The following is a 25,108-nucleotide window of genomic DNA, read 5'->3' as shown; positions in this document are numbered from 1 at the left end:
GCAGAGCCCCGCACCGGGCGACGGCAGCGTCCCCCCCCCCCCCCCCGGCGAGTGGGGTTACTGGCTGAGGATCGCGGTGATCTCGTCGTTGTCGGCGTCGACCGTCTCGCCGTCGCCGAGGACGGCGTTGCGCACCAGCGTGATCCACGGGCTGCCCGGCGCGTTGTACGCCTGCTGGAAGTTCAGCGCGACCGGGGTGTCGCCCATCGCGGCGACTTCGTTGATCGTCACGAGACGCGGGTCTTGCGCCGCGTACTCGTTGTCGGCGAGGTCGGAGCGGGAGACCGCGTTTCCGGCCTTCGCGAGCACCTGGACCTGGGTCTCCTCCGACATCATCCACGAGAGGAAGTTCCACGCCTGGGGCGACAGCTTCGAGTCCTTCGAGATGCCGATGCCGTCGCCGCCGACGAACGTCGACTCGCCGCCGTCGACACCGGGGATGCCTGCGACGCCCGCGTCGAAGTCGAGGGCGGGGAGGAGCGTGGCCGGGTACGGCATGACACCGACCTTGCCCTCCTGGAAGCCGGCCACCCAGGTGGCGCCGGTCTCGTCGGCCGAACCGGGCGCGACAGCGCCGTACGACTCGAGGTCCTGCCAGGTGGAGTAGACCTCCTTGGCCGTGTCGCTGGCGAGCAGCGCCTCGGTGCCGTCCTCGTTCATGACCTCGTCACCCGATGCCCAGATCGAGGGGAACCACGTGAAGACGAGGCATCCGCCGCAGTTCAGACCGGTCGAGGTGCCCGACACGCCGTCCTTGCCGAGGTCCTGGACCGCCTTGGCGGCGTCGGCGAACTCCGCGAGGGACGCAGGGGCCTTCTCGGGGTCGAGACCGGCCTCGGCGAACAGCTCCTTGTTCCACATCAGCATCGACAGGTCGAGCACGAACGGCAGCACGTGCTCGGCGCCTTCGTAGGTGCCGGCGCTCAGGTGGCCCTGGTTGATGGTGTCCTTGTAGTCGAGGCCGTCGATCTGCTCGGTGATGTCGGCGAACAGGCCCTGCTGCACCCAGTTGGGCACGTACACGATGTCGGCGGCGAACAGGTCGGGCAGGCCGCCCGAGCCGGCGGCCGCGCCGACCTTCGCGACGTAGTCGTCGTTGGGGACGACGGTCAGCTCGACCTGGTTCTCATGCGACGCGTTGTAGGCGTCGACGAGCAGGTTCGCCTGTGCTTCCATCGGAGCACGCGTCCACAGCGTCAGCGTCGAGCCGTCATCCACGCCCTCGGCGGGGATCGACTCGGCGGGCGTGGGGGTGTCGCTGCCGCCGGCGCACGCGGTGAGGCCTCCGACGAGGGCTCCCGCAGCGACGAAGGCCGTGGCTGCACGCAGTGCGGCACGGCGTCGGGTGGTGAACATGCAACTGTCTCCTTTAGCTCTTCTTCGAGCGGATGACGCCGACCCCGGGCCGGCACCGCTGCGTTGGTGGGGAATGAAGATCGAAATCTACGAAATCCCTTTCGGCACGCTATCGTGTGTTCTGTCGGAGGGTCAAGTACCCCCTCCGATAACCTTTCCGCAGAAGGAGGTCGACGTGACAACGAGTGACACCGGGTCGCGCGCCGCGACCCTCAGTGACGTGGCCAAGCGTGCGGGAGTCTCCGTCGCCACGGCCTCGAAAGCGCTGAACAACCGCGACGATGTCGCCGTCGCCACGCGGCAGCGCGTGCTGCGTGCGGCCGATGAGCTCGCCTTCACCCCGAACGCCATGGCGAAGGGCCTCCTCGCAGGACGCACCGGCACCGTCGGACTTCTCACGAGCGACCTCGAGGGCCGCTTCATGATCCCGATCCTGATGGGTGCCGAAGACGCTTTCGGTGCGGGGCAGATCAATGTCTTCCTCTGCGACGCCCGCGGCGACGCGATCCGCGAGCAGCACCATCTGAAGGCTCTGCTCAGTCGCCGGGTCGACGGCATCATCGTCGTCGGCCGGCAGACCGACCCTCGGCCGTCGCTCGGCCAGGAACTGCCGGTCCCGGTGGTCTACGCCTACGCGCCGTCCGACGATCCGCGCGACCTCTCCCTCACTCCCGACAACTACTCCGGCGGCAGGCTCGCCGTCGAGCACCTCCTCGCGTGCGGTCGCTCCCGCATCGCCCACATCACGGGCGACCCGGCCTACGCCGCCGCGCAGGATCGACTGGCCGGCGCCCGCGCAGGTCTCGAGGCCGCCGGGCTGTCGCTCGTGGGCGAGCCGATGTTCTCGGAGTGGACCGAGCACTGGGGGAGGGATGCCGCGGCCATGCTGCTCGAGCGTCACCCCGACGTCGACGCGATCTTCTGCGGCTCGGACCAGATCGCGCGCGGCGTGCTCGACACGGCGCGCGACCTCGGCCGCCGGGTGCCCGACGACCTCGCGGTCATCGGCTACGACAACTGGGAAGTGCTGTCGACGAACTCCCGGCCTGAGCTCACGAGCATCGACGCGAACCTGCAGATGCTCGGACGACAGGCGGCGCAGCGCGTGTTCGACGCGATCGACGGCGTCGACATCGGCAGCGGCGAGCACCACTCGCCTGTGCGCCTGGTCATCCGCGGCTCGACCATCCCGCGCCGCTGAGCGCCCGGGCGCACAGAATCGGAGACTTCGGCCGACACGCCGGCGGGGGCGGGCATCGACCGGCGTGCCGCGCGAGATCTCCGATGTTGCGTCGTCGAGGGGAAGAGCGCCTGCCGCGTCAGCGGCCCCGCAGGCGCCAGCGGCGCCGGCGGGTCACGGGCGGCGGGGACGCGGCATCCGTCTCCTCCACCCTCGTCGCGCGTCGCGCGTTCCAGGCCGCCACTTCGTCGTCGACCTCTCGCGTCGAGGTCACCACCGGCGGGCCGCCGAGCAGCTGCCGGCGCGCCTCGACGACGCGGCGATTGAAATCCTCGACGGCTTCGCGCACCTCGGACTCGCTCCGCAACAGGTCGAGGCGCTCCTCGAGCTCCGCGTCCTCCACGCGCAGCATGAGCGCCGGCGGCCCGAGCCCGCTGAGCTGCTCGGACTCGATCTTGCGGCGGATCCACCAATCCGGATCGTGGCTCTCGCCCAGGCCGGGGATCGGCTTGCCCGCGCCGGGGAGGTCGTCGAAGTCGCCCCGGCGGATCGCCTGCTGCAGCGCGGTCTCGACGTAGGCGGCCCGATCGACGGCACGCGCCGCGGACGCGCGCCCCTCATCGGGCTGGGCGGCGGCGTCCGCGTCCTCCGACTGTCGCTCCTGGCGATAGCGGGCGGCGGCCACCCGGGGATCTTCGGTCATCGGCACCTCCGAGTCGCCTTTCGAGCCTACGACGGCAGCGGAGCGGACGGACCGGGAAGGCTCCGAGGCGTCGCGGCGTCAGCCGACGTGGTCGCGCCAGGAGTGCCGCGGGTCGTAGCCGAGCAGGCGCCTGGCCTTCGCGATCGACAGGAGGGTGTCATGCTCGCCGACGTCGCCGGTCACCTCGACGCCGGGGAAGACCTCGGCGATGAGCTCGGCGTTGGGCCGCGACATGACCGTGTCGGCCGCGGCGATGATGAACTGGTCGAAGCCGGCCGGAGCGACCTCGAGCGCGCGCTGCACCGCCTGCGCGCCGTCTCGCGCGTCGATGTAGCCCCACAGGTTCCACTTGCGCAGGAGTGCGTCGGAGTCGAACGAGGGGAACTCGGCGTAGTCCTCGGGCACCATCACGTTCGAGAACCGCAGCGCCGTGATCGAGAGGTCGGGGTGCCACCGGACGAGCTCCACCGCGAGCTGCTCCTCGAGGGTCTTGACGAGCGAGTACACCGACTCGGGACGCGGCGGGTACGCCTCGTCGACCGGGATGTAGGGCGGCGGTGCATCGAAGGGGAGCCCCTGCACGGTCTCGCTGGAGGCGTAGACGATGCGACGGATGCCGAGGCGCACGGCTGCCCAGAACACGTTGAACGTCGCCGCCATGTTGTTGTGGAAGGTGGCGATGTCGGAGCGGATGCCGGGAGCCGGAATGGCGCCGAGGTGAACGACGGCGTCGATGCCGTCGTGGCGGTCGCCCACTCCGCCGAACGCGTCGATCACCTGGCCGTAGTCGGTGAGGTCGACCTGGACGAACGACGGACCCCGCGTACCGACGAGATCCATGCCGATGACGTCGTATCCGGCTTCGCGGAGTTCGCGGGCGACGACGGTTCCGAGCTTGCCGGTCGAGCCGGTGAGAGCGATGCGCATGTGTCCAGCATTGCAGTCCTCGCGGTCGTCGGGCTCGTTTCGAAATCATCGAAAAGGATTGCGGAATTGCACGACGGCTGATTAACTGTGGCCCGACTCGCGGAAACGCGGCATCCCGTCCTGGTGCGACCTGCCGAGTCACCTGGTTCCCCAATGGAGAGGATGGGCGATGTCGCCTGTGAACTGGAGAAGATCCGTAGCCGGAGCGGCGATATGCGCCCTCACGGTCACGACGATGGCGCTGGCGCCGACGGCTGCTTCGGCGGACGTCATCCCCGGCAACGAGTCGGACGTCGGGGTGTACACGAACGGTCAGACCGACTCGATGGACATCGGCGACCCGACGTACCTGAACGTCGACGAGGTCGCGCAGAAGCTGGCTCCCGGCGTCGACTGGACGGCCGGCAGCATGCACGGCCGCATCTTCGACAAGGACCTCGCCGCCGGCGGCACCGACTTCTACCTGGACCGCGTCCTCGGGGTGTCGGGAACGGCGAACAACACCGTGCTGCAGACGCGCGGCCGCTCGCTGTACATGCGCGGCGGAAGCAACTGGGGCGTCATGGGCTTCGCGGGATCGGCGTTCGCCGGCGGCCCGAACAACCTCGGCAACTTCTACACCGTCGCCGTTCCCGGGCAGACGGTCGCGGAGGTCGGCGCCCAGCGGTTCAACGCGCCGAGCCACGCGAAGTCGCGCTTCACGATCGGCACCACGGGTGTCGTCGCCGACCAGCGGAAGTTCATCACGCACGAGAACGCCGCGGTCACGGTCATCACGTTCTCGAACCCGGGCGCCGAGGCACGCACGTTCACCGTTCGCGCGGCCTCGCCGCTGGCGACCGGCGCGGGCGAGGCGGGCGACGAGCTCGTCGGCACGCGCACGCTCACGAGCGGCGCGAACAACGGACTCGTCGACACGCCCTGGTCCACGGTTCGGATCGGCCTGAAGGCGGACGGCTTCACGCGCTCCGGCGCCAACCTCGACCGCGAGATCACCGTCCCCGCGGGCGGATCGGTCGACGTCTCGGTCGTCGGCGCCCTCTACAGCGACGGCATGCCCGCCGGACGCGAAGAGCTTGAGCAGTATGCGGAGCTCGCGCCCGCCGAGGCGTTCGCGGCCGGCGTGACGGAGTTCAACCGCCGCTGGGCCGAGGACATCCCCTACATCGACGTCCCCAGCGACGCGATCGAGAAGGCCATCGTCTACCGCTGGTGGGGCGAGCGCTACAACGTGCTCGACACCAACGAGGCCGGGTACGTGTACCAGTACCCCACCACCATCGAGGGGGTGAATCTGTACCAGAACTCCGTCGTGCTGACGCAGCCGATGCACCTCCAGGACACCAAGTGGATCCGCACCCCGTACCTCCCGTACGGCCAGATCCTCAACGTCGGCGAGCTCTCGGGCTCATCGGCGTTCCTGGACAGCCCCGGGCACACGAGCTGGAACAACCACTACTCGCAGTACATCGGCACGGCAGGGCTCGAGGCCTACAACGTGCACGGCGGCGGCGCCGATGTCGCCGAGCGTTTCGCCCGCTACTTCGAGGGCGACGGCGTGGGCCAGCTGGAGCACTACGACGGCAACGACGATCTGCTCATCGCCTACGACACGAACTACATGCCCGGCAACGACTCCGATGCGATCACGTTCGGCTACCCGCGGGTGAACGCGTCCGCGCCCGGTGCCCGCACTATCGAGCGCCCCGAGTCCGCCTACGTGTGGGGTGCGTTCGACGCGGCGCGCCAGCTCTACGACATCGCCGGCGCCGACGAGCAGAAGGTCACCGAGATGGGCGACACCGCGGACGACATCCGCGACGCCATCCTCGGACGGCTGTGGAGCACCGAGATGCGGTCGTTCCTCGCGGGCACGTCGCACGGGGCGCAGTCGGCTGCCTCCTCCGGCAGCGGAACCAACCCGCTGTCCGAGGCTGAACGTGATCTGATCCCGGCGAAGGAGTCGAACCTGTTCGACATCTACGCCGAGGGCCTGATCCCGACCGAGGACGCCGAGACCTATGTCGACGGCCTGCGGTTCCTCCGCTACGGCGACAACTTCCCGATCTTCCCCTTCTACACGGCGAACCAGTACGACCGCGCCAAGTTCGGGATCGGCGGGTCGAACAACTTCTCCAACATCAACTTCACGGTGCAGTACCGGGCCGTGCGAGAGGCGCTGCGCCACTACGACCCGGAGGGCAAGTACATCACCCCCGAGTACGCTGCCCGCCTGCTCGACTGGATGGCATGGAGCATCTACCCCGGCGGCGATGCGCGGGTGGCGAACCAGGCGGAGTACTACTCCAACTGGAACGCGACGGCGAAGACGTACAACCGCAACAACCCCAACCACGTGATGCTCGGCAACATGAACTACATCTATGTCGAGGACATGGGCGGCATCCAGCCGCGGTCCGACGACAAGGTGGAGCTCTGGCCGATCGATCTGGGCTACGACCACTTCATGGTCAACAACCTGCGCTACCACGGGCACGACCTGACGATCGTGTGGGACGAAGACGGCTCGCACTACGGTCTCGGCGAGGGCTACAGCCTGTTCATCGACGGTGAGCGCAAGGCTGCCGCCGATGCTCTCGGCCGGTTCGTCTACGACCCCGCGTCCAACGAGGTCGTGGAGTCCGACGAGGGGCTGACCGTCGAGGTCGTCTCCGACGCGGGCGCCGACCTGCCGACTGCTGCCGGGACTCCCATCGAGGACGAGCGCGTCGTCGAGTACCTCAAGACGGCCGGCATCGACCTCGAGGAGGACGCCTCCAACCTCGCGGCCGACGCGACCCTGTCGTCGTCGTTCACGCAGTCCGGAGCGCGCCCGACGCCGTGGCGCAATTTCCACACGCCGGGATACTCGACGAGCTCGATGAACTACACGCCGGGTGCGATCAGCGAGACCGAGCGGCCCGTGTCGCTCGACGCGGTGTCGGACGGTCTCACGACCAACGAGCCCTACTGGGGCAACTACGGCACGACGGACGCGAACGGCTACGTGGAGCTCGACTTCGGAGCCCCGAAGCAGTTCGACAACGTCAAGATCTGGTTCGTGAGCGACCGGCAGGCGGGCGGCTACAGCCAGCCGCAGCGGTACTCGGTGCAGGTGCAGAACGGATCGGGTGAATGGGAGACCATCCCCGAGACCTTCAAGTCGCCCAAGATCGTGCAGCCGAAGTTCAACGAGGCGCTGTTCGAGCCGGTGACGGCCAGCAAGGTGCGGGTCGCGTTCGTCAACACGCCCACGAAGTACACCGCGATCTCCGAGATCCAGGTGTTCGACTCTGGGCGCGACGTGCCCGCGGTGGTCAACGACGCCCCCGTCGTCTCGGCCGCGGCGGACCGCTCACGCGACGGCAACCTGTCGACGACCCTCACCGGCACCGCGACGGACGACGGCATCCCCGAGGACGGCACGCTCACGGTCGGATGGTCGACGGTCTCGGCGCCGGCCGGAGCAGGGGTCATCTTCAGCAGCCCGACGAGCCTCACCACCACCGTCACGGGCACCGAGGCAGGCGTCTACGTCTTCCGCCTCACGGCCACGGACGGACAGCTGACGACGCAGCGCGACGTGGAGGTGGAGCTGCGCGAGAAGGCCACGTCGGCCGAGTTCGGCGCTGTGGCGACCATCACCACCAGCGGCACGTCGTCGTGGGAGAACCACCTGCGTGTGAACGAGGCCACGACTCCGGCGAGCTCCTCGCCGGGTGCGGGCAACGGGTGGGGCAACTGGGGTCAGCCGCTGAACGGCACGTCGCCGGCTACCGCGGCGTGGATCCGCTATCAGTGGCCGTCCGAGGTCCGTCTGCAGTCGACGGAGATCTACTGGTACGACGACAACGGCGGAACCCGGATGCCGCGGCCTGACACGTACGTGTTCGAGCACTCCGACGACGGCACCACGTGGACGCCGGTCACCCTGACCGGGTCGTCGACCTACGCCGGCGCGCTCACGCGCAACGCCTACAACCGACTCGACTTCGAGCCGATCGAGGCGAGCCAGCTGCGCATCCGGATCACGGGCGTGCAGGGTTCCGGCGCAGGCACGGGCGTGCTGCGGTGGCGGGTGAACGGCGAGACCGCCTCGTCGGTCGACGCGCCCGTCATCATCCGCACCGTGGTGGGCGAGATCCCCGAGCTGCCCGAGCAACTGGATGTCGTCTACGCGAGCGGTCACCGCGGGTCGGTGCCGTTCACATGGCAGCCGATCACGGCCGAGCAGGTGGCCGAGACCAACGTGGAGCCGTTCGTGGTGTACGGCACGAACAGTGCCAATGGGCTGATCGCCCAGGCGCAGATCTACGTGCGGCCGGAGAACTCGCAGGGCGGCATCTCGATCCAGGGTGCGGAGCAGTTCGAGCAGACCGTCGAGGTCGGCGAGCTGCCGGTGCTCCCGGAGCGGGTCGAGGTGTCGTACAACGACGGCTCTCGCGACAACCGCGCGATCGGGGTCGAGTGGGACTTCGACGAGTCGGTGGTCGAACGACCGGGCGTGTACACGATCCGAGGTGACCTCGTGCTTCCGTCGTATGTGAGCACCGCGGGCACCACGTCGACCACGCTCACCCTCACCGTGGGTGACGGGATCCCGACCGGTCCGGCCATCACCGCGACGGCGACGACGCGATGCATCGCCGGCAAGATCAGCCTCGTGGTCACCGCCACGAACGCCGACGACGAGCCGCTCACGCTTCAGCTGACCTCGGCGTACGGCACGAAGAAGGGCGTCACGGTGCAGCCCGGCAAGTCGGTGAGCCAGGCATTCACCACCCGCGCCATCGGCATCGCGGCGGGCGAGGCGCAGGTCACGGCCACGACGGCCGGTGGAGACACCGCCACCGTGGACGCGGCCTACCCGGCAGCCTCCTGCGGCTGAGGCAACACCCCGGAGGCGGCGTCGCTCGCGACGTCGCCTCCGGGCATGCGCAGAGCGACCTGCGCACCACGGCGCGGGCCGGCGGGCCCGTCCCACACCAGCATTGTTCTCGCTAACTGTTAGCGCTATCGTCAAACGTGATGCGACCGAAAGGCTTTTCGCATCACTTCGATCCGTGTACGAGGAGGTCACGATCATGACACCCGCATCCGAAACCGGAATCTCGCGTCGCAACGTCGTCGTCGGAGGAGGTGTGGCGCTCGCCGGCATGGCCGCCGCCGTCGCGCTCCTCGACCCGACGCAGGCGCGCGCGGCCACGCCGGCGCACAAGAGCGGGGCCGCCTTCCGCATCGCCGGACCGGCGCGCTCGGCACAGGTGGTGCGCGCCGGGCAGACCCACGTGTACCCGGACGCCTGGAGCGTCCGTCCGTTCCCGCTGTCGTCGGTGAAGCTCGGCCAGAGCGTGTTCACCCGCGCCCTCGACCAGCACCTCGTGCTCTACCGCGCGTACTCGGTCGACAAGATCCTCGCGGTCTTCCGTCGCAACGCCGGTCTTCCGACGAACGGCGCGACCCCGCCCGGCGGCTGGGAGGAGTACGGACCCAACCCCGACGCGCAGCGGTGGGGACCCCGCGAGTACACCCGCGGCCAGAACACCGCGGGCGCGGGCGGCTGCCTGCGTGGGCACTACGGCGGCCACTTCCTCAGCGGCGTCTCGATGGCCTACGCCGCGACCGGTGAGCTCGCGCTGCTCAACAAGGTGAACGCGATCGTCGACGGCCTCGAGGACTGCCGCGCGGCGCTCGCCGCGCAGGAGTTCGAGGGCGCGCCGCGCTACTCGCACCCCGGCTTCCTGTCCGCGTACGGCGAGTGGCAGTTCTCGGCCCTCGAGGAGTTCGCCCCCTACGGCGAGATCTGGGCCCCGTACTACACGCTGCACAAGATCCTCGCGGGTCTCCTCGACGCCCACGCGCTCGCCGGCAACGCGAAGGCGCTGCAGCTCGCCGAGGGCATCGGGCACTGGGTGTACAGCCGTCTGTCCACGTGCACGCCCGCCCAGCTCGCGCGCATGTGGGGCTCGTACATCGCCGGTGAGTATGGCGGCATGAACGAGGTACTCGTCGAGCTGTACTGGCGCTCCGCCGACCCGCAGAAGAGCGAGTTCCTCGACGCGGCGAAGCTCTTCACGCTGCACACCCTCGTCGACGCGTGCGCCGCCGGAACCGACACGCTCAACGGCAAGCACGCGAACCAGCACATCCCGCAGTTCCCGGGGTACGTGAAGCTCGCCGCCGAGACCGGCGACGACCACTTCCTCGATGCCACGAAGGGCTTCTTCGACATGGTGGTCCCCGGCCGCGCCTACGCGCACGGCGGCACAGGCGAGGGCGAGCTGTGGGGCCCGGCGAACACGGTCGCGGGCGACATCGGCCCGCGCAACGCCGAGTCGTGTGCGGCCTACAACATGCTCAAGGTCGCGAGCCACCTGTTCTTCAACGAGCAGGACCCGAAGTACATGGACTACTACGAGCGGACGGTGCTGAACCACATCCTCGGCGGCCGGCGCAACCAGGAGTCCACCAACGGTCCCGAGAACCTGTACATGTTCCCGGTGCACCCGGGGGCGCGCAAGGAGTACGGCAACGGCAACATCGGAACCTGCTGCGGCGGCACCGGGCTCGAGAGCCACGTCAAGTACCAGGAAGGGATCTACTTCCGCTCCGCCGACGCGTCCGAGCTCTATGTGAACCTCTACATCGCTTCGACGCTCACGTGGGACGAGACCGGGCTCGAGCTGGAGCAGGTGTCGTCGTACCCCGAGGGCGACACGTCGACGCTCACGATCACGTCGGCGCCGTCGGGTCCGCTGAAGGTGCACCTGCGCATCCCGGTGTGGTCGCGCGGTGTGGAGATCGAGGTCAACGGCACGCCCGCAGGCGTGGCGATCGAGCCCGGCACGTACGCCACGATCGACCGCACATGGGCGGCCGGTGACACGATCACCGTGCGCATCCCGCTCTCGGTGCGCGTGGAGGGGGCGGTCGACCGCGCCGACATCCAGACGCTCCTGTACGGCCCCGTGGTCCTGACGGCGACGAGCTCGTCCACGAGCTACCTGAAGGTGTCGCTCGCCGACCGGCTCGACCTCGGCGGAAACGTGAGCCGCGGCATCTCCAAGACGGCGGCGAACGTGTTCACGATCGGCGGCGTCAGCTACGAGCCGGCCTACAACGGACGGGATGTCGCGTACCACATGTACTTCCAGCGAACCGAGCCGACCGTGACCTTCGCCGGCCAGAACTCGGGGGTCGCGAACCCGCGTCGCGCGGGCAGAACGCTGCTCGACGAAGTGTGGGCACAGGCGCCGTTCGCCGATCGGAGCGCCTTCCTGGACGCCGTCGGGGAGGTGTCGGCGGCGTACGTCGCCGCCGGGCTCCTCACCGCACGCAACCGCCAGAAGATCCTCCTCGCCGCAGGACGTGCGCCGATCGACGGGGGCAACTGACATGACGACGATCGAAGGGACATCCATGCACACGCTCCGCTCCGGCCGCACCGGTCGCCCCGGTGTCAGGAGGATCGCGGTCGCGGTGGCGGCCGCCGTGGCGCTCATCGCCGGCGGTACGGCGATCGCGTTCCCCGCGACCGCCGCCGACGAGCCGTCCAACGTGGCGCTCGCGTCGGGCGACAACGCGCCGACGGTCGAGGTGAGCTACGTGCCTGGCTGGAACTCGGCCGCGGCGCTCAACAACGGCGTCGTCGGGCCGACGAACACGCTGTCCGCGATGTGGGGAACGTGGGGCGCGCCGGGCAATCCGACGCAGGACATCGCCACCTACACGTGGGAGAACCCCGTCACGGTGAGCTCATCGAAGCTCTACCTGTGGCAGAACCACCTCACGCCGGGCGGTGACTCCGGCGTCATGATCCCGGCGGCGTGGAAGGTCGAGTACCGCAACAGCGCGGGCGAGTGGACCCCGGTCACCGGCGCGGATCTGAGCTACCCCCTGCCCGTGCTCGACTCCGCGGCGCCCATCGCCTCGCAGCCGGTGGTGCAGGCGAACTGGGATGCGGTCACCACGACCGCGGTCCGGCTCGTGCTCGACCGCGTCGTCTTCCAGAGCCAGCGCAAGGCCACGAGCGTCATCGAGTGGGAGGTCTGGGGTGTGGACGCCCCGATCGTCGAACCCGAGCCGGAGGACCCGAACGCGTTCATCGACGCGCAGGCGGTCGCCGTGCGCACGGTCACCGGCACAGCGCCCGAGCTGCCCCAGCAGGTCTGGGTCATCGGCGAGAACGGCCCGCTGACGTACGTCGACGTGGAATGGGCGCCGGTCGCGGCATCCGCCTACGCAACCGCCGGTGAATTCGAGGTCGTGGGCGATCCTGCGGGCTACGACGGCCAGACCGTCTCGGCGGCGGTGTACGTCGCCGACGAGTTGTCCGACGAGATCGAGGGCGTGGACTACACCGCCACCATCACGACGCCGGGCGTTGAGCCCGTGCTGCCCGACACGGTGCGCGCGACGTACGGCGACGGCACCGCGAGCAGCGCTGTGGACGTCGAGTGGGATGCCGTCGAGCCCGAGCTGTACGCCGAGGTCGACGCGATCTTCGACATCGAGGGCGCCGTCGCCGGCTACGCTCCCGGGGCGATCGCGACCGTGTTCGTCGTCGAGCCGCTCAGCCAGGCCGAGCCGATCGTCGCGATCGAGTTCGACTCCGCTCCGCAGGGGTCGGGCTGGTACACCACCGCGCCGACCGTCACCGTGACCGCCGAAGAGACGGCCAGCCCGATCGCGAGCGTCGAGTACAGCGTCGACGGCGAGACCTGGACGCCGTACGACGAGCCGTTCACGGTGGATGCCGAGGGTGAGGTCACTGTGAGCGCCCGGGCGACGAGCGAGGATGACGCGGTGGGTGAGGCATCCGAGACCATCAAGGTCGACACGATCGCCCCGACCACCGGCATCGACTGGGTCGTCGTCGACGGCACGTCGGCCACGGTCACGCTCACGCCGTCCGACGCCGAGCCGGGGTCGGGCGTCACCCGCACCGTCTGGTCGGACGGCCCCGATGCCTCGCCGACCGGCGAGACCAACAACATGTACGCCACGTACGAGGAGCCCTTCTCGGTGCAGCTCACCGAGGAGCCGCGCTACGTGCACGTGCAGGCGCAGGATGCGGCGGGCAACGTCGAGCAGCACGTCACAGTCGAGCTGCCCACGCTCGTCGGCGGCGGCCTCGATCTGCAGCCGTCGATCTCGCAGCGCTGCGTCGCGGGCAAGGTGGCCCTCGTCGTCTCGGTGAAGAACGTCGACGACGTCGCGGCCGCCATCACGGTGGAGTCGGCCTACGGGTCGAAGACCTTCCCCGCGGTGAAGGCCGGCGGTACCGCGTCGATCGCGTTCTCGACCCGCACGGTCGGCATCGGCGGGGGCGATGTCGAGGTGACCGGTTCGGCCGCCGACGACACCACGTACGAGGGGAGCACCGCCTACGCGGCGTTCAGCTGCGGCTGATCGCTTCCCGGAACGGCCCGCGGTCTTCGGATCGCGGGCCGTTCCGTATGGGGGTCAGTCTCCCGCGGCGAAGGGCCGGGCGTCCTCGGACGACGGGGCGGGCGGGCCCGCGGCATCCGCTCTCCCGAGCCGGCGCAGCCGACGGCGCGCGAAATCCTGCGCCCGCGGCCCGGAACCCAGTGCGTTCTCGGTGACGGCGAGGATGAGGCGCGTCGCCGTGATGACGGGCAGCCACGTGCGCCGCAGGCCGAGCAGCGCGCGGTAGCGGTGCGGAATGGTGGCCACGGCGCTGGCGAAGAGCACGCGGTAGGCCAGTGACATCGCCCGCGAGTCGCGGAACGGCGGCCGGCGGAGGAAGCGCACGACGTCGTCGACCCGCTCGTCGCGCCGCAGGACGCCGCCCTCGAGCAGGGCGTCGATCCGGCGCCGCAGCTCGGCCTCGGTGCGCGGCGGATCCGCGACGTGCATCAGCCGTCCCGCCGTCGCCCACTCCGCGACGTAGGCGTCCGGGCCGCCGGGGATCGGGCGACCCCAGGTCTCGTGGCACGTGAGGAATGCGTCGGTGAAGGCGAGGTGCACCCACTCGACGAGCTCGGCGTCGGAGGCGGAGTACGACACCTCGTCGCCCTGCCCTGTGACGTAGGTGCCCGACACCCGCTGGTGGAACCGGCCGACCCGTGCCGTCTCGCGCTCGGCCTGGGCCTTCGAGCCGTACGTGAGGCAGATGACCCAGCGCACCGTGCCCGTGAGGCGTCCGATGGGGTCTTCGCGGTAGCGCGACCAGTCGTGCACGCCCGCCAGCGCGCCCGGGTGGAGCGCCTGCATCAGCAGCGCGCGGATGCCGGCGACCATGGTCCCCATGCCGGCATGCACGGTCCATGCGGGGCCGCCGTCCGCGAACCAGCCCGTGTCGTCGCCCTCGGCGAGCTCCCGCACCCACGCCGGCGTGCCGTTCGGGTCGCCCGACAGGGCGGTGAGCAGCCGCGCCCGCAGCCGCTTCAGGGGCCGGCGGGGCAGGGCGGCGGTGCCGCCGGGAGCGATCCTGGTCACACCACCAGCGTGCCATGGGGGAGGGATGCCGCGGCCGGCCTGTCGACGACACGATGAGGCCCCCCGCGCGCTGCGCCGGGGGCCCGATCCGTCACCGCGGCTCAGTGCCGCGGCATCCGCTCACTCTCATCCGCAGGTGCGGACGGCGTATTGCGCGGTCACGGTGCCCGACGTGTCGCCGTCGACGACCGCCACGCTCACCTGGCCGGCGTCGATCGATGCGAGACGCGTCGTGAACGCGTACGACACCGTCTTGCCCGCCGCGATCGTGGCGGACTTCGCACCGTACGGCGTCGAGACCGACACGTCGGCGAGCGAGTCGCCGCCGTTCGCGAGCACGGCCGTGAGGACGACCTTGCCCGCGACGCAGCGCGTCTGCGCGGTGACGGTGACCTCGATCGCGGGCTCCACCGTCACGGTCGCCTCGACCGGCATGCGCGAGTCGTCCTGCGCGACGCCCGACACCGTGAAGGTGCCCGGTGCAGCGTACTTCGACGGGGCGACGGTCTCCCAGATGACGGCGACGGTCTGCTCCGAGCCGTCCGCCTTCGTCAGGTGCGCCTGCGGCAGGACCGGTGCGACACCCGCCCCGGTCGTCGTCTCGATGGCACCGACCGACGAGACCGCGATGTGCGGCGCGTACGCCTCGAGCACCTTCTGGTACTCGGCGCGCGTCACCGGGATCACCGTGCCGTGGCGCGGCTTGCCGCCGTCGGAGTTCTGCGGCAGATTCGCCCGCAGCTTCGCGCCGAGCGGCACCCACGAGTCCCCGTTCGCGAGGTCGTTCGACCCGAACGGGATGTAGTAGTTCGGTCCGCCGTGGTAGTTCGGCTGGTCGATGAAGAGGAACCAGTCGAGGTTGTTCACGTCGCCCTCGTTCGCCGGGAAGACGCTGGGACCCTCGCCGCTCGTGTAGGTGCCGCCGGGCTCGCCGTTGGGGAGGCCCGAGGCGACGCGCTCCTTGATGAGGGTCCACTGGTCGGCCGGTCCCGTGGTGCCCGGCAGCGTGCCCGTGATCTTCGCCAGGAGGTTCGTCGACTTCTCGGCGCGGAGAGTCATCGACGCCTCGTCCTTCGTGAACCGGTAATACGTGCCGTCGACTTCGGCGACCGTCGAGTCGATAAGGCCGCGACCGGTGCCGCGCTGGACGTCGCTCCAGATCTGCGGCTCGGAGAACGTGCGGAAGTCGTCGGTCGTGGCGTACATCATGCGGTTGTAGGTCACGGCCGTGCGGTCCGCGGCGTTCGGCGTCGGGTAGAGGTTGGAGGCCCAGAACACCACGAAGGTGTCGCGCTCCTCATCCCAGTACGCCTCGGGCGCCCACGTGTTGCCGGCGTAGTCGGACGAGACCTTGACGTGCCGCTGCTCGGACCAGTTCACGAGGTCGTCCGACTCCCACACCTCGATGTAGCGCGAGCCCGAGATCTGGGCGGTGTTGAAGCCCCCTGCGAGACCGTCGATCTTGAGGTCGGTCGCCAGCATGTAGAACCGGTCGCCCTCGGGCGCGCGGATGATGAACGGATCGCGCAGACCCTTCGTGCCGAGCTCCGAGGTGAACAGCGGTTCGCCGTCGTTCAGCGTGTTCCACGCCAGCGCGTCGTTGCCCTTCGACGCGGCGAGGCTGACGCGCTCGGCGCCGGCTCCCTCGCCCGTGAAGAAGGCCCACACGTACGCCTCGCTCTCGGCGTCGCCGGCGGGCATCGGCTGCACCTGCACGCGGAACTCGCGCGAGCGCTGCGCCGACCCGTTGGTCGCCGTCGCGGTGAGCACGACCTCCGCAGCCTCCGCGCCCGCTGCGGGACGCTCGACCTCGACGGTGAGCGATGTGTCGACGACGCCGTCGCGGAGGTCGGCGTTGGCGGCGCCCGACGTCACCGCCCAGGCGATCGACGAACCCTCGGCGCCGGTCTGCGGCACCGAGAAGTTGGTGCGGATGTTGTCGGCGTTCGCGATCTCGATGGCGTCGAGGTCGTTCTGCGCCTTGACGTCGTCGGCGAGATCCTGAGGCACGGTGACCGCGTACGTCTGCGTCCGCGAGTCCGAGCCCACGGTGAACGTCGCGGTGAGCGTCACCGTCGCGTCGCCCTCGCCCGCGGCCGGACGCGTCACGTCGGCGGAGCCGCCGGTGACGGAGATCGCAGCGTTGTCGGACGCCCAGGACACCTGCACGCCATAGCTGCTGGTGGGGAGCGTGAAGTCGCTGATCGCCGTCTCGGGCACCTCGATGCCGCTGATCGCGCGGTCAAGCGCTTCGCCGGCGAAGAGCGCCTGCACCTCGGCCTGGTCGAGCGCCTCGCCGTAGACGGCGAAGTCGTCGACCTGGCCGTTCCAGTGGGGGTCGTTGTAGGTCGAGCGACCCAGGTACGCCACCAGCGACGAGCCGAACGAGGCGACGTTGCGCGCGATGGCGGTCTGACCGATCGGCGCGCCGTTGACGTACACACGCAGCTGGCCGTTCGTGCCGTCGATCACGGTGGTGTACAGCGACATGCCGGCGGGTGTGCGGATGCCGGTAGTCGAGGTGTTCGTAGCGCCGGGCCCGACCTCCGTGCCCCAGGGTGCACCGGCGTTCGTCGAGTTGGTGACGACCGACTTCACATATCCGCTGGGGTTCGTCGGGTTGAGCAGCCAGTAGCCGGACGAGTACGACGCGCCCGAGGCGACCGGCGCGCCGATGAACGCCGAGGCGACGTTCGCGGGGCCGGTGCGGTTCGACATCCAGGTCGAGATGGTGAGGTCGCTCTTGCCGACGAGCGGCGCCGACGGGATCTCCACATAGGCGCTGGTGGCACGAGCGCCGCCGGGGAGGCTCAGGACGCCGTCGCTCACCTCGGCGCCGGACTGGCGGACCGTCGCGTTGTGGCCGTTGCCGCTGACGTCGGGGATCGACGTGCCCGAGACGGCGTCGAACGTGTAGTGGATAAGCGGCTGGGCGTCGATCGCGGCGTGCGCCGCGGGCGCGACGGCGCCGGTAAGAGCGAGGGCGACGGCCGTGGCCACGGCGCCGCCTCTCGCGAGGTTTCGGTTTCTCTGGCGCGTTCTCACGCTGATTCCTCGCTTCTCGGCGACGGCGCACAGGCGAGGGATGCCTCGGGGCCGACGTCACCGTCGGTTCGAGGCGTATGTGCGTCATCGCGCAGATCAGACCGTCGGTGTCGACGGCGTCGGGTGCTGTTACCGGAAACATTTCCGGTGGGATTCACGCTACGGTCGCGCTCGCGTGCCTGTCAAGGGGGAACGTTATCGGTAACACCTCGTCGCGACACGCAAGGGGCCGGCCCGCGAACGGACCGGCCCGTCGGGTGTGCGGGATCAGCCGCAGCTGGTCGCCGGGTACGCGATCTGCTGGTCGACCGTGACGGGCTGGCCGCCGACCGTCGCCACCGCCTTGAGCGCCACCGAGCCGCCGGTCACGGTGAGCGTGCGCGTGGTGAACGACGCCGACGCGCTCTTCCCGGCCGCAACCGATCCGAATGCCTTCGTGCCGTACGGGCTGGTCGCCGTCAGCGTGACCGGGAAAGCCTCGCCGTTGGTCACGGTGACCACCTGCACCACCTTGCCCGCGACGCAGCGGGCCGTGACGACCCCCGAGACGTCGAGCTCCGGACCGACCACGGTGACCTTCAGCGACACCGTGCGGTTGGCCGGCGCCACCTCCTCCTCGCGAGTCTGGTTGAGCACCGCCGAGCCGTCGGCGGCGAAGTGCACCGTCTTCACACGCGCGTGGCGGCTCGGGTCGTTCAGGCCGCCGTCGGCGCCCGGGATCCACTCCGAGATCGGCGGGCGTGCGTGGTAGACGATCACCGGGTTGCCGTCGGCGTCGAGCGTGAACGAGTTGTGACCCGGCCCGTTCTGCTGACCGCCGAAGTCATCCGACGTGAGCAGCGGATAGCCGGTCTTGGCCCACGTGGACGGCTTCATGAGGTCGCCGTCGATCGGCGCGCGCAGCATGCCGATCGAGTACGTCTCGTTCACCTCGGAGGCGGAGAAGAACACGAAGACCTCGTCGTCGCTCTTGATGACCGCCGCGCCCTCGTTGATGACCTGGCTCGCGGTCCGCTCCCACGCGTAGTTCGGTGTGGAGAGCAGGATCGAGGGCGTGATCAGCTGGCTCGGGTTGGCCGGGTCGATCTCCGCCATGCGCAGGTCGGAGCTGCCCGGCTTCTCGGCCCACACCATGTAGTGCTTGCCGTTCGCCTCGAAGTACGTCATGTCGAGCGAGAAGCTCGTGAACGCCGACGTGTCGCCGGGTGCCGCCTTGACGTAGCCGAGCTCCTCCCAGTTCGACGCGACCATCGGGTCGCTGTCACCGGGCGCGCGCATGATCGCGGGGCGGATGTTCCACACATCCGTGCTGCGGCTCGACGTGAACAGGATGTACCAGTCCCCGTTGATCTTGTGCAGTTCGGGCGCCCAGAAGTAGCGGTAGGCGCCGGTGGCGATCTTCGAGCCGTTGGAGGTGTTGGGTGCAGCCGCGTTGCGCGACCACAGCAGCACCTGCTCCTGCGCGGTGGTGAGCCCGTTGATCGTGCTCGCGCGGCGCAGCACGATGCGGTCGTAGCCGACGCCGGGGTTGGCCTGCGTCGTCGGGTACGAGCCGGTGAGGTAGTACTCCGCCTCACCCGTGCGCTCGTCGTCGCGGAACACCCACGGGTCGGCTCGCTCGGGCACGAGGATGCCCTTGCTGTCGCCGTAGACCGGCTGGTTCACGGTGCCGGTCACGGTGTACTCGCCGGGCGTCTCGAGGTCCACGCTGCTGGTGTCCCAGTTGACGCCGAGCTGCTTGGACGAGCCGTCGGAGTATCCGAGCTGCACCTTCTCGGGCAGTTCGAGCTCGCCGCCCACCTCGACCTCGACGTCGTCGCCGGCGTCGACGGTGGTGTTCACGATGCGTCCGAGCGACTTCTGCAGGAGCGCGAGCTCCGCGTCGGTGAGGGGGAGAGCGGATGCCTCGATCGCACCCGTCGGCAGACCGGTCAGCGTCGGCGCGGCCGGAGTCGTGATCGACTGCGGTGCGCTGAACGTCGTGAAGTCGGGCGTGGTCACTTCGTAGGCGGCGCCGGCAGGTGTGCGCAGCACGACCCGGTAGGCGCGGATGCCGTTGTCGTACGCGACGTCGGCACGCGCCACCGTGATGCCCTGCGTGTTGGTGGTGGCGAGCTTCTGGCCCGTGAAGGTCACGAGATCCTTCGACGTGTAGACGAAGATGCGGCCGTTGGCGGCGTTGTCCGCGGCGACGAGACCGAAGGTGCCGTCGGGCTTGCGGAAGAGCGTCGGGTTCGCGAACTGAGAGGTGCCCGTGCCGAAGGTCGGGTAGAGCACGCCCTTGTTGTTGTTCAGCGCGACCAGCGGGTCGCCGTCGGCGCCGATCGCGAGGTGGAGCACCTCGGTCTTGGCGGTGCCGCCGGTGCGCACGTACGCGACGGCGCGACCGGCGTCCTGGGCCCTGACCGTCACGGTGTAGGTGCGCTCGGTGGTCAGTCCCTCCCGCGAGAACGTCGCCGTGAGGTCGACGTCGGTCTCGGCGGCCGGGCGCGTGACGCCACCGGTCGCGGAGACGACGCTCGGCGCGGACGACTCCCACGACACATCGATGTCGTCGACGGCGTCGCGCAGCACGATGTCGGCCGTGACGACCTCGATGCCGAGGTCGAAACCGTCAGCGCTGCGCTCGAGGTCGCGCTGCGGGTCGATCGCGGCCACGGTCACCTCGTACGAGCGGGTGAGCGTCTCGCCGCCCAGCGCGAAGGTGGCCGTGAGCGTCACTGCGGCGTCCGGCTGGCCGGCGGCGGGTCGGGTCACCGTGCCGTCGGCGGCGATGACCTCGGGAGTCGACGACGACCAGGTGATGCGCGACTGGTTCGCTCCGGTCGCAGGCAGCGCGAGGTTCGCGATGGTCTCATCCGGCAGTGACACCGCGTCGGCGTCGGCCGCGAGCGCGGCCTGCGTCTGGGCGGGCGTGGTCCGCTCGCTCAGGTGGTAGAGCTCTGCGATCTGAGCGGGGGTATAGGCCGACGCCGAAACGATCACGTCGTCGACACCGCCCTTGTAGAAGACGTCCGGGTAGGAGGAGCGGCCGATGTATCCGACCAGTCCGGTGCCGAACTGCGTCACCGTGCGGCTGGTCGCCACGGTGCCCACGTGTGTGCCGTTGAAATAGCCAGAGATGGAGGTCGGCGTGATGACCGTGGTGTACATGCCCCACGCCGTGCCCGTCGTCGGGCCCGCGACGCCCTGCGCGGCGTTGGTCGGCGAGATGCCGTATTCGGTGCCCCACGGCGCCGTAGGCGCGCTGCCGTTGGTGACGACCGTCTTGAAGCGGCTCTGCGGGTTGCGGGGATTGAGCAGCCAGTACTGCGACGGCGGGTTGGCGGCGGAGCCGAAGAACATCGCTGCGTAGTTGCCCGCCGCGGTCTCGTTGCGCAGCCATGTCGAGATCGTCAGCGTGTCCTTGCCATCGAACAGGTTCGCCGGGAAGCGCACATAGCCGGCGCCGCTGTTCGAGGCGCCGCCCGGAAGGGTCAGCACGCCGTCCGCGACCGTCCCGCCGGTGCCCAGCAGCGTGCCGTTGTTGCCGTTGCCGGTGACGTCGGTCACCGCCCCGGGAGAGCTGAAGTCGTAGTGGAGGATCAGGTTCGGGTCTTCCGGAACCGGATCCGCGTGTGCTGCCGGGGGAGCGAGCACGCCGAGGGCGAGTGCCGCGATCGCGGCCCCCGCCACACCGACGCGTCGCCAGGACTTCGTCGCCATCTCAAACCTCTTCATCGCGGCCTGCGGCCCGCGCGGGTTCGCGGGCATCGTCGGTCACAGTATCGCGTTACCGCTCACATTCCTAGAGTCGATATGCGACACGACATGTGCGTTCTTTGGACATTGACGCGATCAACAGTGGCGCGATTCGTTTAGTTACCGCTAACGTGAGCGATAACACCCGTTCGACGATGTTCGGCCTCACTTGATGGAGAGTGGAATGAGAGTGTCCTCCCGCACCCGGAAGACAGCGATCGCGGCAGCTGCGATCGGCGCGATGATGCTGGGCCTGGGGGTGAGCAGCGCGACCGCCGCCGTGCCCGACGAAGGCCTCGTCGCCGAGTATCTCTTCGACGAGGCGTCGGGTTCGACCGTGCCCAACACCGCCGCCGGATCGGCACTCGGGGCGGCGACCGTGCGCAACGTGCAGGCGGCCGACTGGACCGGGTCGTCGCTCACGATGCGCGGCGGGTCGAAGACGTCCACCGGAAACTGGGTCGAGCTGCCCGACGACATCCTTTCGGGCGCCCCGTCCGCGACGGTGACCGCAGAGGTCAAGGCGTCCGCGGCGATGCTGAACAGCTTCCACTTCCTGTGGAACATCGGCAACGACTCTTCTGCGACGGAGTACTTCTTCGCCTCGCTGAACTGCGGCTCGAGCCGCGCTCCGCTCGTGGGCATCAAGTCCGGCGGCGTCGAGCAGCTCGTGCAGTCGGGATCCTGCGGCGTGACCGCGAACCAGTGGGTCAACGTCACCACGGTCCTCGACGGCGCGGCGGGAACGGCCTCGCTCTACATCAACGGCGTGCGCACGGCGCACGGCGACGTCGGCTTCACGCCGGCGAACGTATTGGACCAGTCGCTCAACACGATCGGCCGCGCGCCGTGGCCCGACCCGCTCTTCCAGGGTGCGATCTCCGCCTTCCGCGTCTACGACCGCGCTCTGAACGCCGCCGAGGTCGCCGGAGTCTCGGCCGAGGACGCCCTGCTGAACGAGGCGGAGCTGCAGGCCCAGGCCCAGGCGATCCTCACCGGACTGGCCCTGACCGACCGCGAGACCAGCGGCGACATCGATCTGCCGACCGCGCAGGGCCGCGTGACGTGGACCTCGAGCAACCCCGCCGTCGTCTCGCCGACCGGTCAGGTCACGCCTCCGCTCGCCGGCCAGCCGGCGGTGCCCGTCGAGCTCACCGCCACGGCGTCCCTCCGCGGCATCACCGTAAGCCAGACGATCACGGTCACGGTGCTGCCGTCGACCGAGAGCGCGGAGGACCGCGCCGCGCGCCTCGCACAGCGTTTCGTGATCCCGTCCGTCGTGCGTTCGGGCGCGGCCGTGCCGACTGCTCCTGAGGGCACCACGCTGGAGATCACCGGCGTCGAGGGCCCCGTCGAGGTGGCTGCCGCCATCACCTCGTCGTCGGACGAGCCGGTCGACGCCGACGTGTCGGTGCGCATCACCGACGCTTCCACGGGGGTGGGCGTCAGCCGCACCTTCGCCGTGCGCGTGCTGCCGGCATCCGCTCCCCAGCTGCTCGCCTACAACCGCAACCCCACCTCCGTCGCCGAGGCGAACAACGCCGACGTCGCGCTGAGCATGCACCTCGCGCTGTCGGCCGACGGAGGCTGGACCCCGCTCAACGAGAACTACGGCATCTTCTTCCCGAAGACTTCGTCGGCCGTGCCGGCGAACGGCCCGGCCGAGAATCTCATCCGCAGCCTCCGCAACCCCCACATCTTCTACCTGGAGGACGGCACGTTCGGCATCGTCGCCACGCGCACCGCGCGCAACGGCGGGGCGGACGGCACGCAGACCAACCGCATGCTCTTCGCCCGCAGCACCGACCTGCTGTCGTATCAGGAGGTCGGCCTGGTCGACGTCGGCGTCACGAGCGGTGTCAACGACCCCGCTGTGGTGTGGGACTCTGCGGCCGAGCGCTACCTGGTCAGCTGGACGTCGGACGCGGGCGCCGCGATGTACACCACGTTCGGAAGCCTCACGGATGCCGCGACCCGCGGCGCAGTGGAGCGCGGCGTCGTGGCCGCCACCGCCGGAACCACGAGCACGGGCATCCCGAACTACGCCACCGGCAACACGATCGCCGTCACGGCGGCGGTCGCCGAGGCACTCGAGGTCCGTTTCGGGCGCATCGTCAACACCGGCGTCACGGCGCTGGACGGCGTCGAGGTGGAGACCGGAGCGGAACTCGCAGCCTCCGGACTGCCGCAGCGCGCCGAACTGAGCTACAACGACGGCTCGGTCGCGACGCGCGCCATCGAATGGGACGCCGACTCGATCGCCGCCGTCAACACCTCCGCTCCCGGCACGTACGAGGTGACGGGCTCGATCAAGCAGCCGCAGTACGCGACGCCTTTCGCCGACGAGCGCGCCGACCCGTCGGTGTTCAAGTTCGACTGGAACGGCGAGACGAAGTTCCTCATGATCGCCACGGAGGACCTCAACCTCAACCCGATCAACCCGGCCAACGGACCGCACATGCCGATCCGCATCGCCGACAACATCGAGGACCTGTCGGACGACGCTCTGCGCGCCGGCCGCAACGTCGAGATCGACTTGCTCAAGGACGGCGACACCGACGCGGACGGCGGGATCATGACCGGATGCTTCTGGGCGCCGGAGTTCCATCTCGTCGGCGACACGCTGACCATCTTCTTCATGCCCTGCTACGACGGCTCGAACGGCCAGCCGGACATGTGGACGGGACGCGCGAGCATCATCCAGCTGGAGAAGGACGCCCAGGGCAACGACCTCGACCCCGCGGTCCCGGCCAACTGGACCAAGGCCGAGAAGGTGCTGCGCGCCGACGGCTCGATCCTCAACCCGGTGCAGAGCATCTCGCTCGACATGACCTACTTCGAGGACTCCGGCCAGTCGTACTACGCCTGGCAGATGCTCGGCTCGGTCTTCATCGCGACGATGGACCCGTCCGACCCGACACGCCTGACCTCGGCGCCGGTGCGCATCCTGCCGCCGGAGTTCGCGTGGGACAACGTGATCGCGGAAGGCCCGAACGTCCTCGCCAAGGACGGGACGCTGTACATGATCTACTCGGGCTCGAGCGTGGGCGACTCCTACACCACAGGACTCATCACGGCGAAGGCCGGGGAGGGCGTCGACCTGCTGTCTCCGGCAGCCTGGACGAAGCTGAACTACCCGATCCAGAAGTCCGGCATGTTCAACGGGGCCTGGCAGCTCGGGACCGGCCACGGCATGTGGTCGATGGACGAGGACGACAACATCCTGTACGTCTTCCACGCCCGCACGAGCAACCGCGGACTGACCGGTCGCGACATGTTCGTCCGCCGCGTCCACTTCGCCTCGGACGGCATGCCGGTCTTCGACATGGAGTCCGATGAGGAAGTGGCGCCCGACAACCGCACGGTGACCGTGACGGTGACCGTCGTCGGCGTCCCCGAGCCGCAGCTCGACGTCTCGGCCGTCGTGGCCGCGCGCTGTGTCGCAGGCAAGGTGGTGCAGACCGTCTCGGTGACGAACGGCGAGACCTTCCCCGTGGCCGTGAAGACGACGTCGCCGTACGGCGCGAAGACGGTGTCCGTTGCGGCGGGCAAGACCGTGTCGCAGGCCTTCACGACGCGCCTGCCGTCGGTCGAGGCCGGGGTCGTCGATGTCGACGCGTCGGCGGCCGTCGGTGGACAGTTCCTCGAGCACGGAGTCGACATCGCATTCGATGCGGCGAGCTGCCGCTGAGCTG

General features: G+C 69.5%; 11 protein-coding genes. 5 read left to right on the top strand and 6 right to left on the bottom strand.

What is annotated here, in order from left to right; translation table 11 throughout:
• Window positions 1-57: 57 nt before the first annotated feature.
• Entirely contained in the window at window positions 58-1,356 is a 1,299-nt protein-coding gene (locus H9622_RS03240) for an ABC transporter substrate-binding protein (protein WP_191764180.1), read from the bottom strand.
• Between the two features lie 175 nt (window positions 1,357-1,531).
• On the opposite strand from H9622_RS03240, the gene H9622_RS03235 reads away from it, so the two are divergent.
• Window positions 1,532-2,557 (top strand): LacI family DNA-binding transcriptional regulator, encoded by a 1,026-nt coding sequence (locus tag H9622_RS03235; RefSeq protein ID WP_318247013.1) that lies wholly within the window; start codon window positions 1,532-1,534, stop codon window positions 2,555-2,557.
• Window positions 2,558-2,675: 118 nt separating this feature from the next.
• Here the strand turns inward: H9622_RS03235 and H9622_RS03230 are convergent, their stop codons facing one another.
• Together H9622_RS03230 and H9622_RS03225 are read right to left on the bottom strand one after the other, a co-directional pair.
• Entirely contained in the window at window positions 2,676-3,239 is a 564-nt protein-coding gene (locus H9622_RS03230) for a DnaJ family domain-containing protein (protein ID WP_191764176.1), read from the bottom strand.
• Between the two features lie 78 nt (window positions 3,240-3,317).
• Window positions 3,318-4,166 carry an NAD-dependent epimerase/dehydratase family protein gene (locus H9622_RS03225; protein ID WP_191764174.1) on the bottom strand — a complete coding sequence of 283 codons (849 nt, stop codon included), beginning with the start codon at window positions 4,164-4,166 and terminating at the stop codon, window positions 3,318-3,320.
• A gap of 169 nt (window positions 4,167-4,335) precedes the next feature.
• On the opposite strand from H9622_RS03225, the gene H9622_RS03220 reads away from it, so the two are divergent.
• The 3 genes from H9622_RS03220 to H9622_RS03210 all read left to right on the top strand — a co-directional run bounded on the left by H9622_RS03220 (window position 4,336) and on the right by H9622_RS03210 (window position 13,577).
• Window positions 4,336-9,054: a galactose-binding domain-containing protein gene (locus H9622_RS03220; protein WP_225221536.1), complete on the top strand. Its 4,719-nt coding sequence runs from the start codon at window positions 4,336-4,338 to the stop codon at window positions 9,052-9,054.
• Between the two features lie 196 nt (window positions 9,055-9,250).
• On the top strand, window positions 9,251-11,560 hold the full coding sequence (locus H9622_RS03215) for a glycoside hydrolase family 127 protein (RefSeq protein WP_191764172.1): 2,310 nt from the start codon (window positions 9,251-9,253) through the stop codon (window positions 11,558-11,560).
• Window positions 11,561-11,585: 25 nt separating this feature from the next.
• Window positions 11,586-13,577, top strand: a complete 1,992-nt coding sequence (locus H9622_RS03210) for an Ig-like domain-containing protein (protein ID WP_191764169.1) — start codon at window positions 11,586-11,588, stop codon at window positions 13,575-13,577.
• 54 nt (window positions 13,578-13,631) lie between these two features.
• Here H9622_RS03210 and H9622_RS03205 read toward each other — a convergent pair whose 3' ends face one another.
• The 3 genes from H9622_RS03205 to H9622_RS03195 form a co-directional block, all read right to left on the bottom strand.
• Window positions 13,632-14,618: an oxygenase MpaB family protein gene (locus tag H9622_RS03205; RefSeq protein WP_191765579.1), complete on the bottom strand. Its 987-nt coding sequence runs from the start codon at window positions 14,616-14,618 to the stop codon at window positions 13,632-13,634.
• 135 nt (window positions 14,619-14,753) lie between these two features.
• On the bottom strand, window positions 14,754-17,627 hold the full coding sequence (locus H9622_RS03200; protein ID WP_191764167.1) for an immunoglobulin-like domain-containing protein: 2,874 nt from the start codon (window positions 17,625-17,627) through the stop codon (window positions 14,754-14,756).
• Window positions 17,628-17,939: 312 nt separating this feature from the next.
• A complete protein-coding gene (locus H9622_RS03195; protein WP_191764165.1) occupies window positions 17,940-21,377 on the bottom strand; it encodes an immunoglobulin-like domain-containing protein in 3,438 nt (1,145 codons plus the stop codon).
• 220 nt (window positions 21,378-21,597) lie between these two features.
• Here H9622_RS03195 and H9622_RS03190 point away from each other — a divergent pair, with 220 nt between their 5' ends.
• Window positions 21,598-25,104, top strand: a complete 3,507-nt coding sequence (locus H9622_RS03190; RefSeq protein WP_191764163.1) for a LamG-like jellyroll fold domain-containing protein — start codon at window positions 21,598-21,600, stop codon at window positions 25,102-25,104.
• The last annotated feature ends 4 nt before the right edge of the window (window positions 25,105-25,108 follow it).

Origin of the sequence: Microbacterium gallinarum (assembly GCF_014837165.1) — a bacterium.
GTDB classification, from domain to species: Bacteria; Actinomycetota; Actinomycetes; order Actinomycetales; family Microbacteriaceae; genus Microbacterium; species Microbacterium gallinarum.
Note: the sequence above shows the minus strand (reverse complement) of the source record. Positions and strands in the feature narration are given on the sequence as shown.

Bases quoted from the DNA above. Each gene is read 5' to 3' on its own strand.
- H9622_RS03240 (WP_191764180.1), bottom strand. From the start codon at position 1,356: ATGTTCACCACCCGACGCCGTGCCGCACTGCGTGCAGCCACGGCCTTC.
- H9622_RS03230 (WP_191764176.1), bottom strand. From the start codon at position 3,239: ATGACCGAAGATCCCCGGGTGGCCGCCGCCCGCTATCGCCAGGAGCGA.
- H9622_RS03225 (WP_191764174.1), bottom strand. From the start codon at position 4,166: ATGCGCATCGCTCTCACCGGCTCGACCGGCAAGCTCGGAACCGTCGTC.
- H9622_RS03220 (WP_225221536.1), top strand. From the start codon at position 4,336: ATGTCGCCTGTGAACTGGAGAAGATCCGTAGCCGGAGCGGCGATATGC.
- H9622_RS03215 (WP_191764172.1), top strand. From the start codon at position 9,251: ATGACACCCGCATCCGAAACCGGAATCTCGCGTCGCAACGTCGTCGTC.
- H9622_RS03210 (WP_191764169.1), top strand. From the start codon at position 11,586: ATGCACACGCTCCGCTCCGGCCGCACCGGTCGCCCCGGTGTCAGGAGG.
- H9622_RS03195 (WP_191764165.1), bottom strand. From the start codon at position 21,377: ATGGCGACGAAGTCCTGGCGACGCGTCGGTGTGGCGGGGGCCGCGATC.
- H9622_RS03190 (WP_191764163.1), top strand. From the start codon at position 21,598: ATGAGAGTGTCCTCCCGCACCCGGAAGACAGCGATCGCGGCAGCTGCG.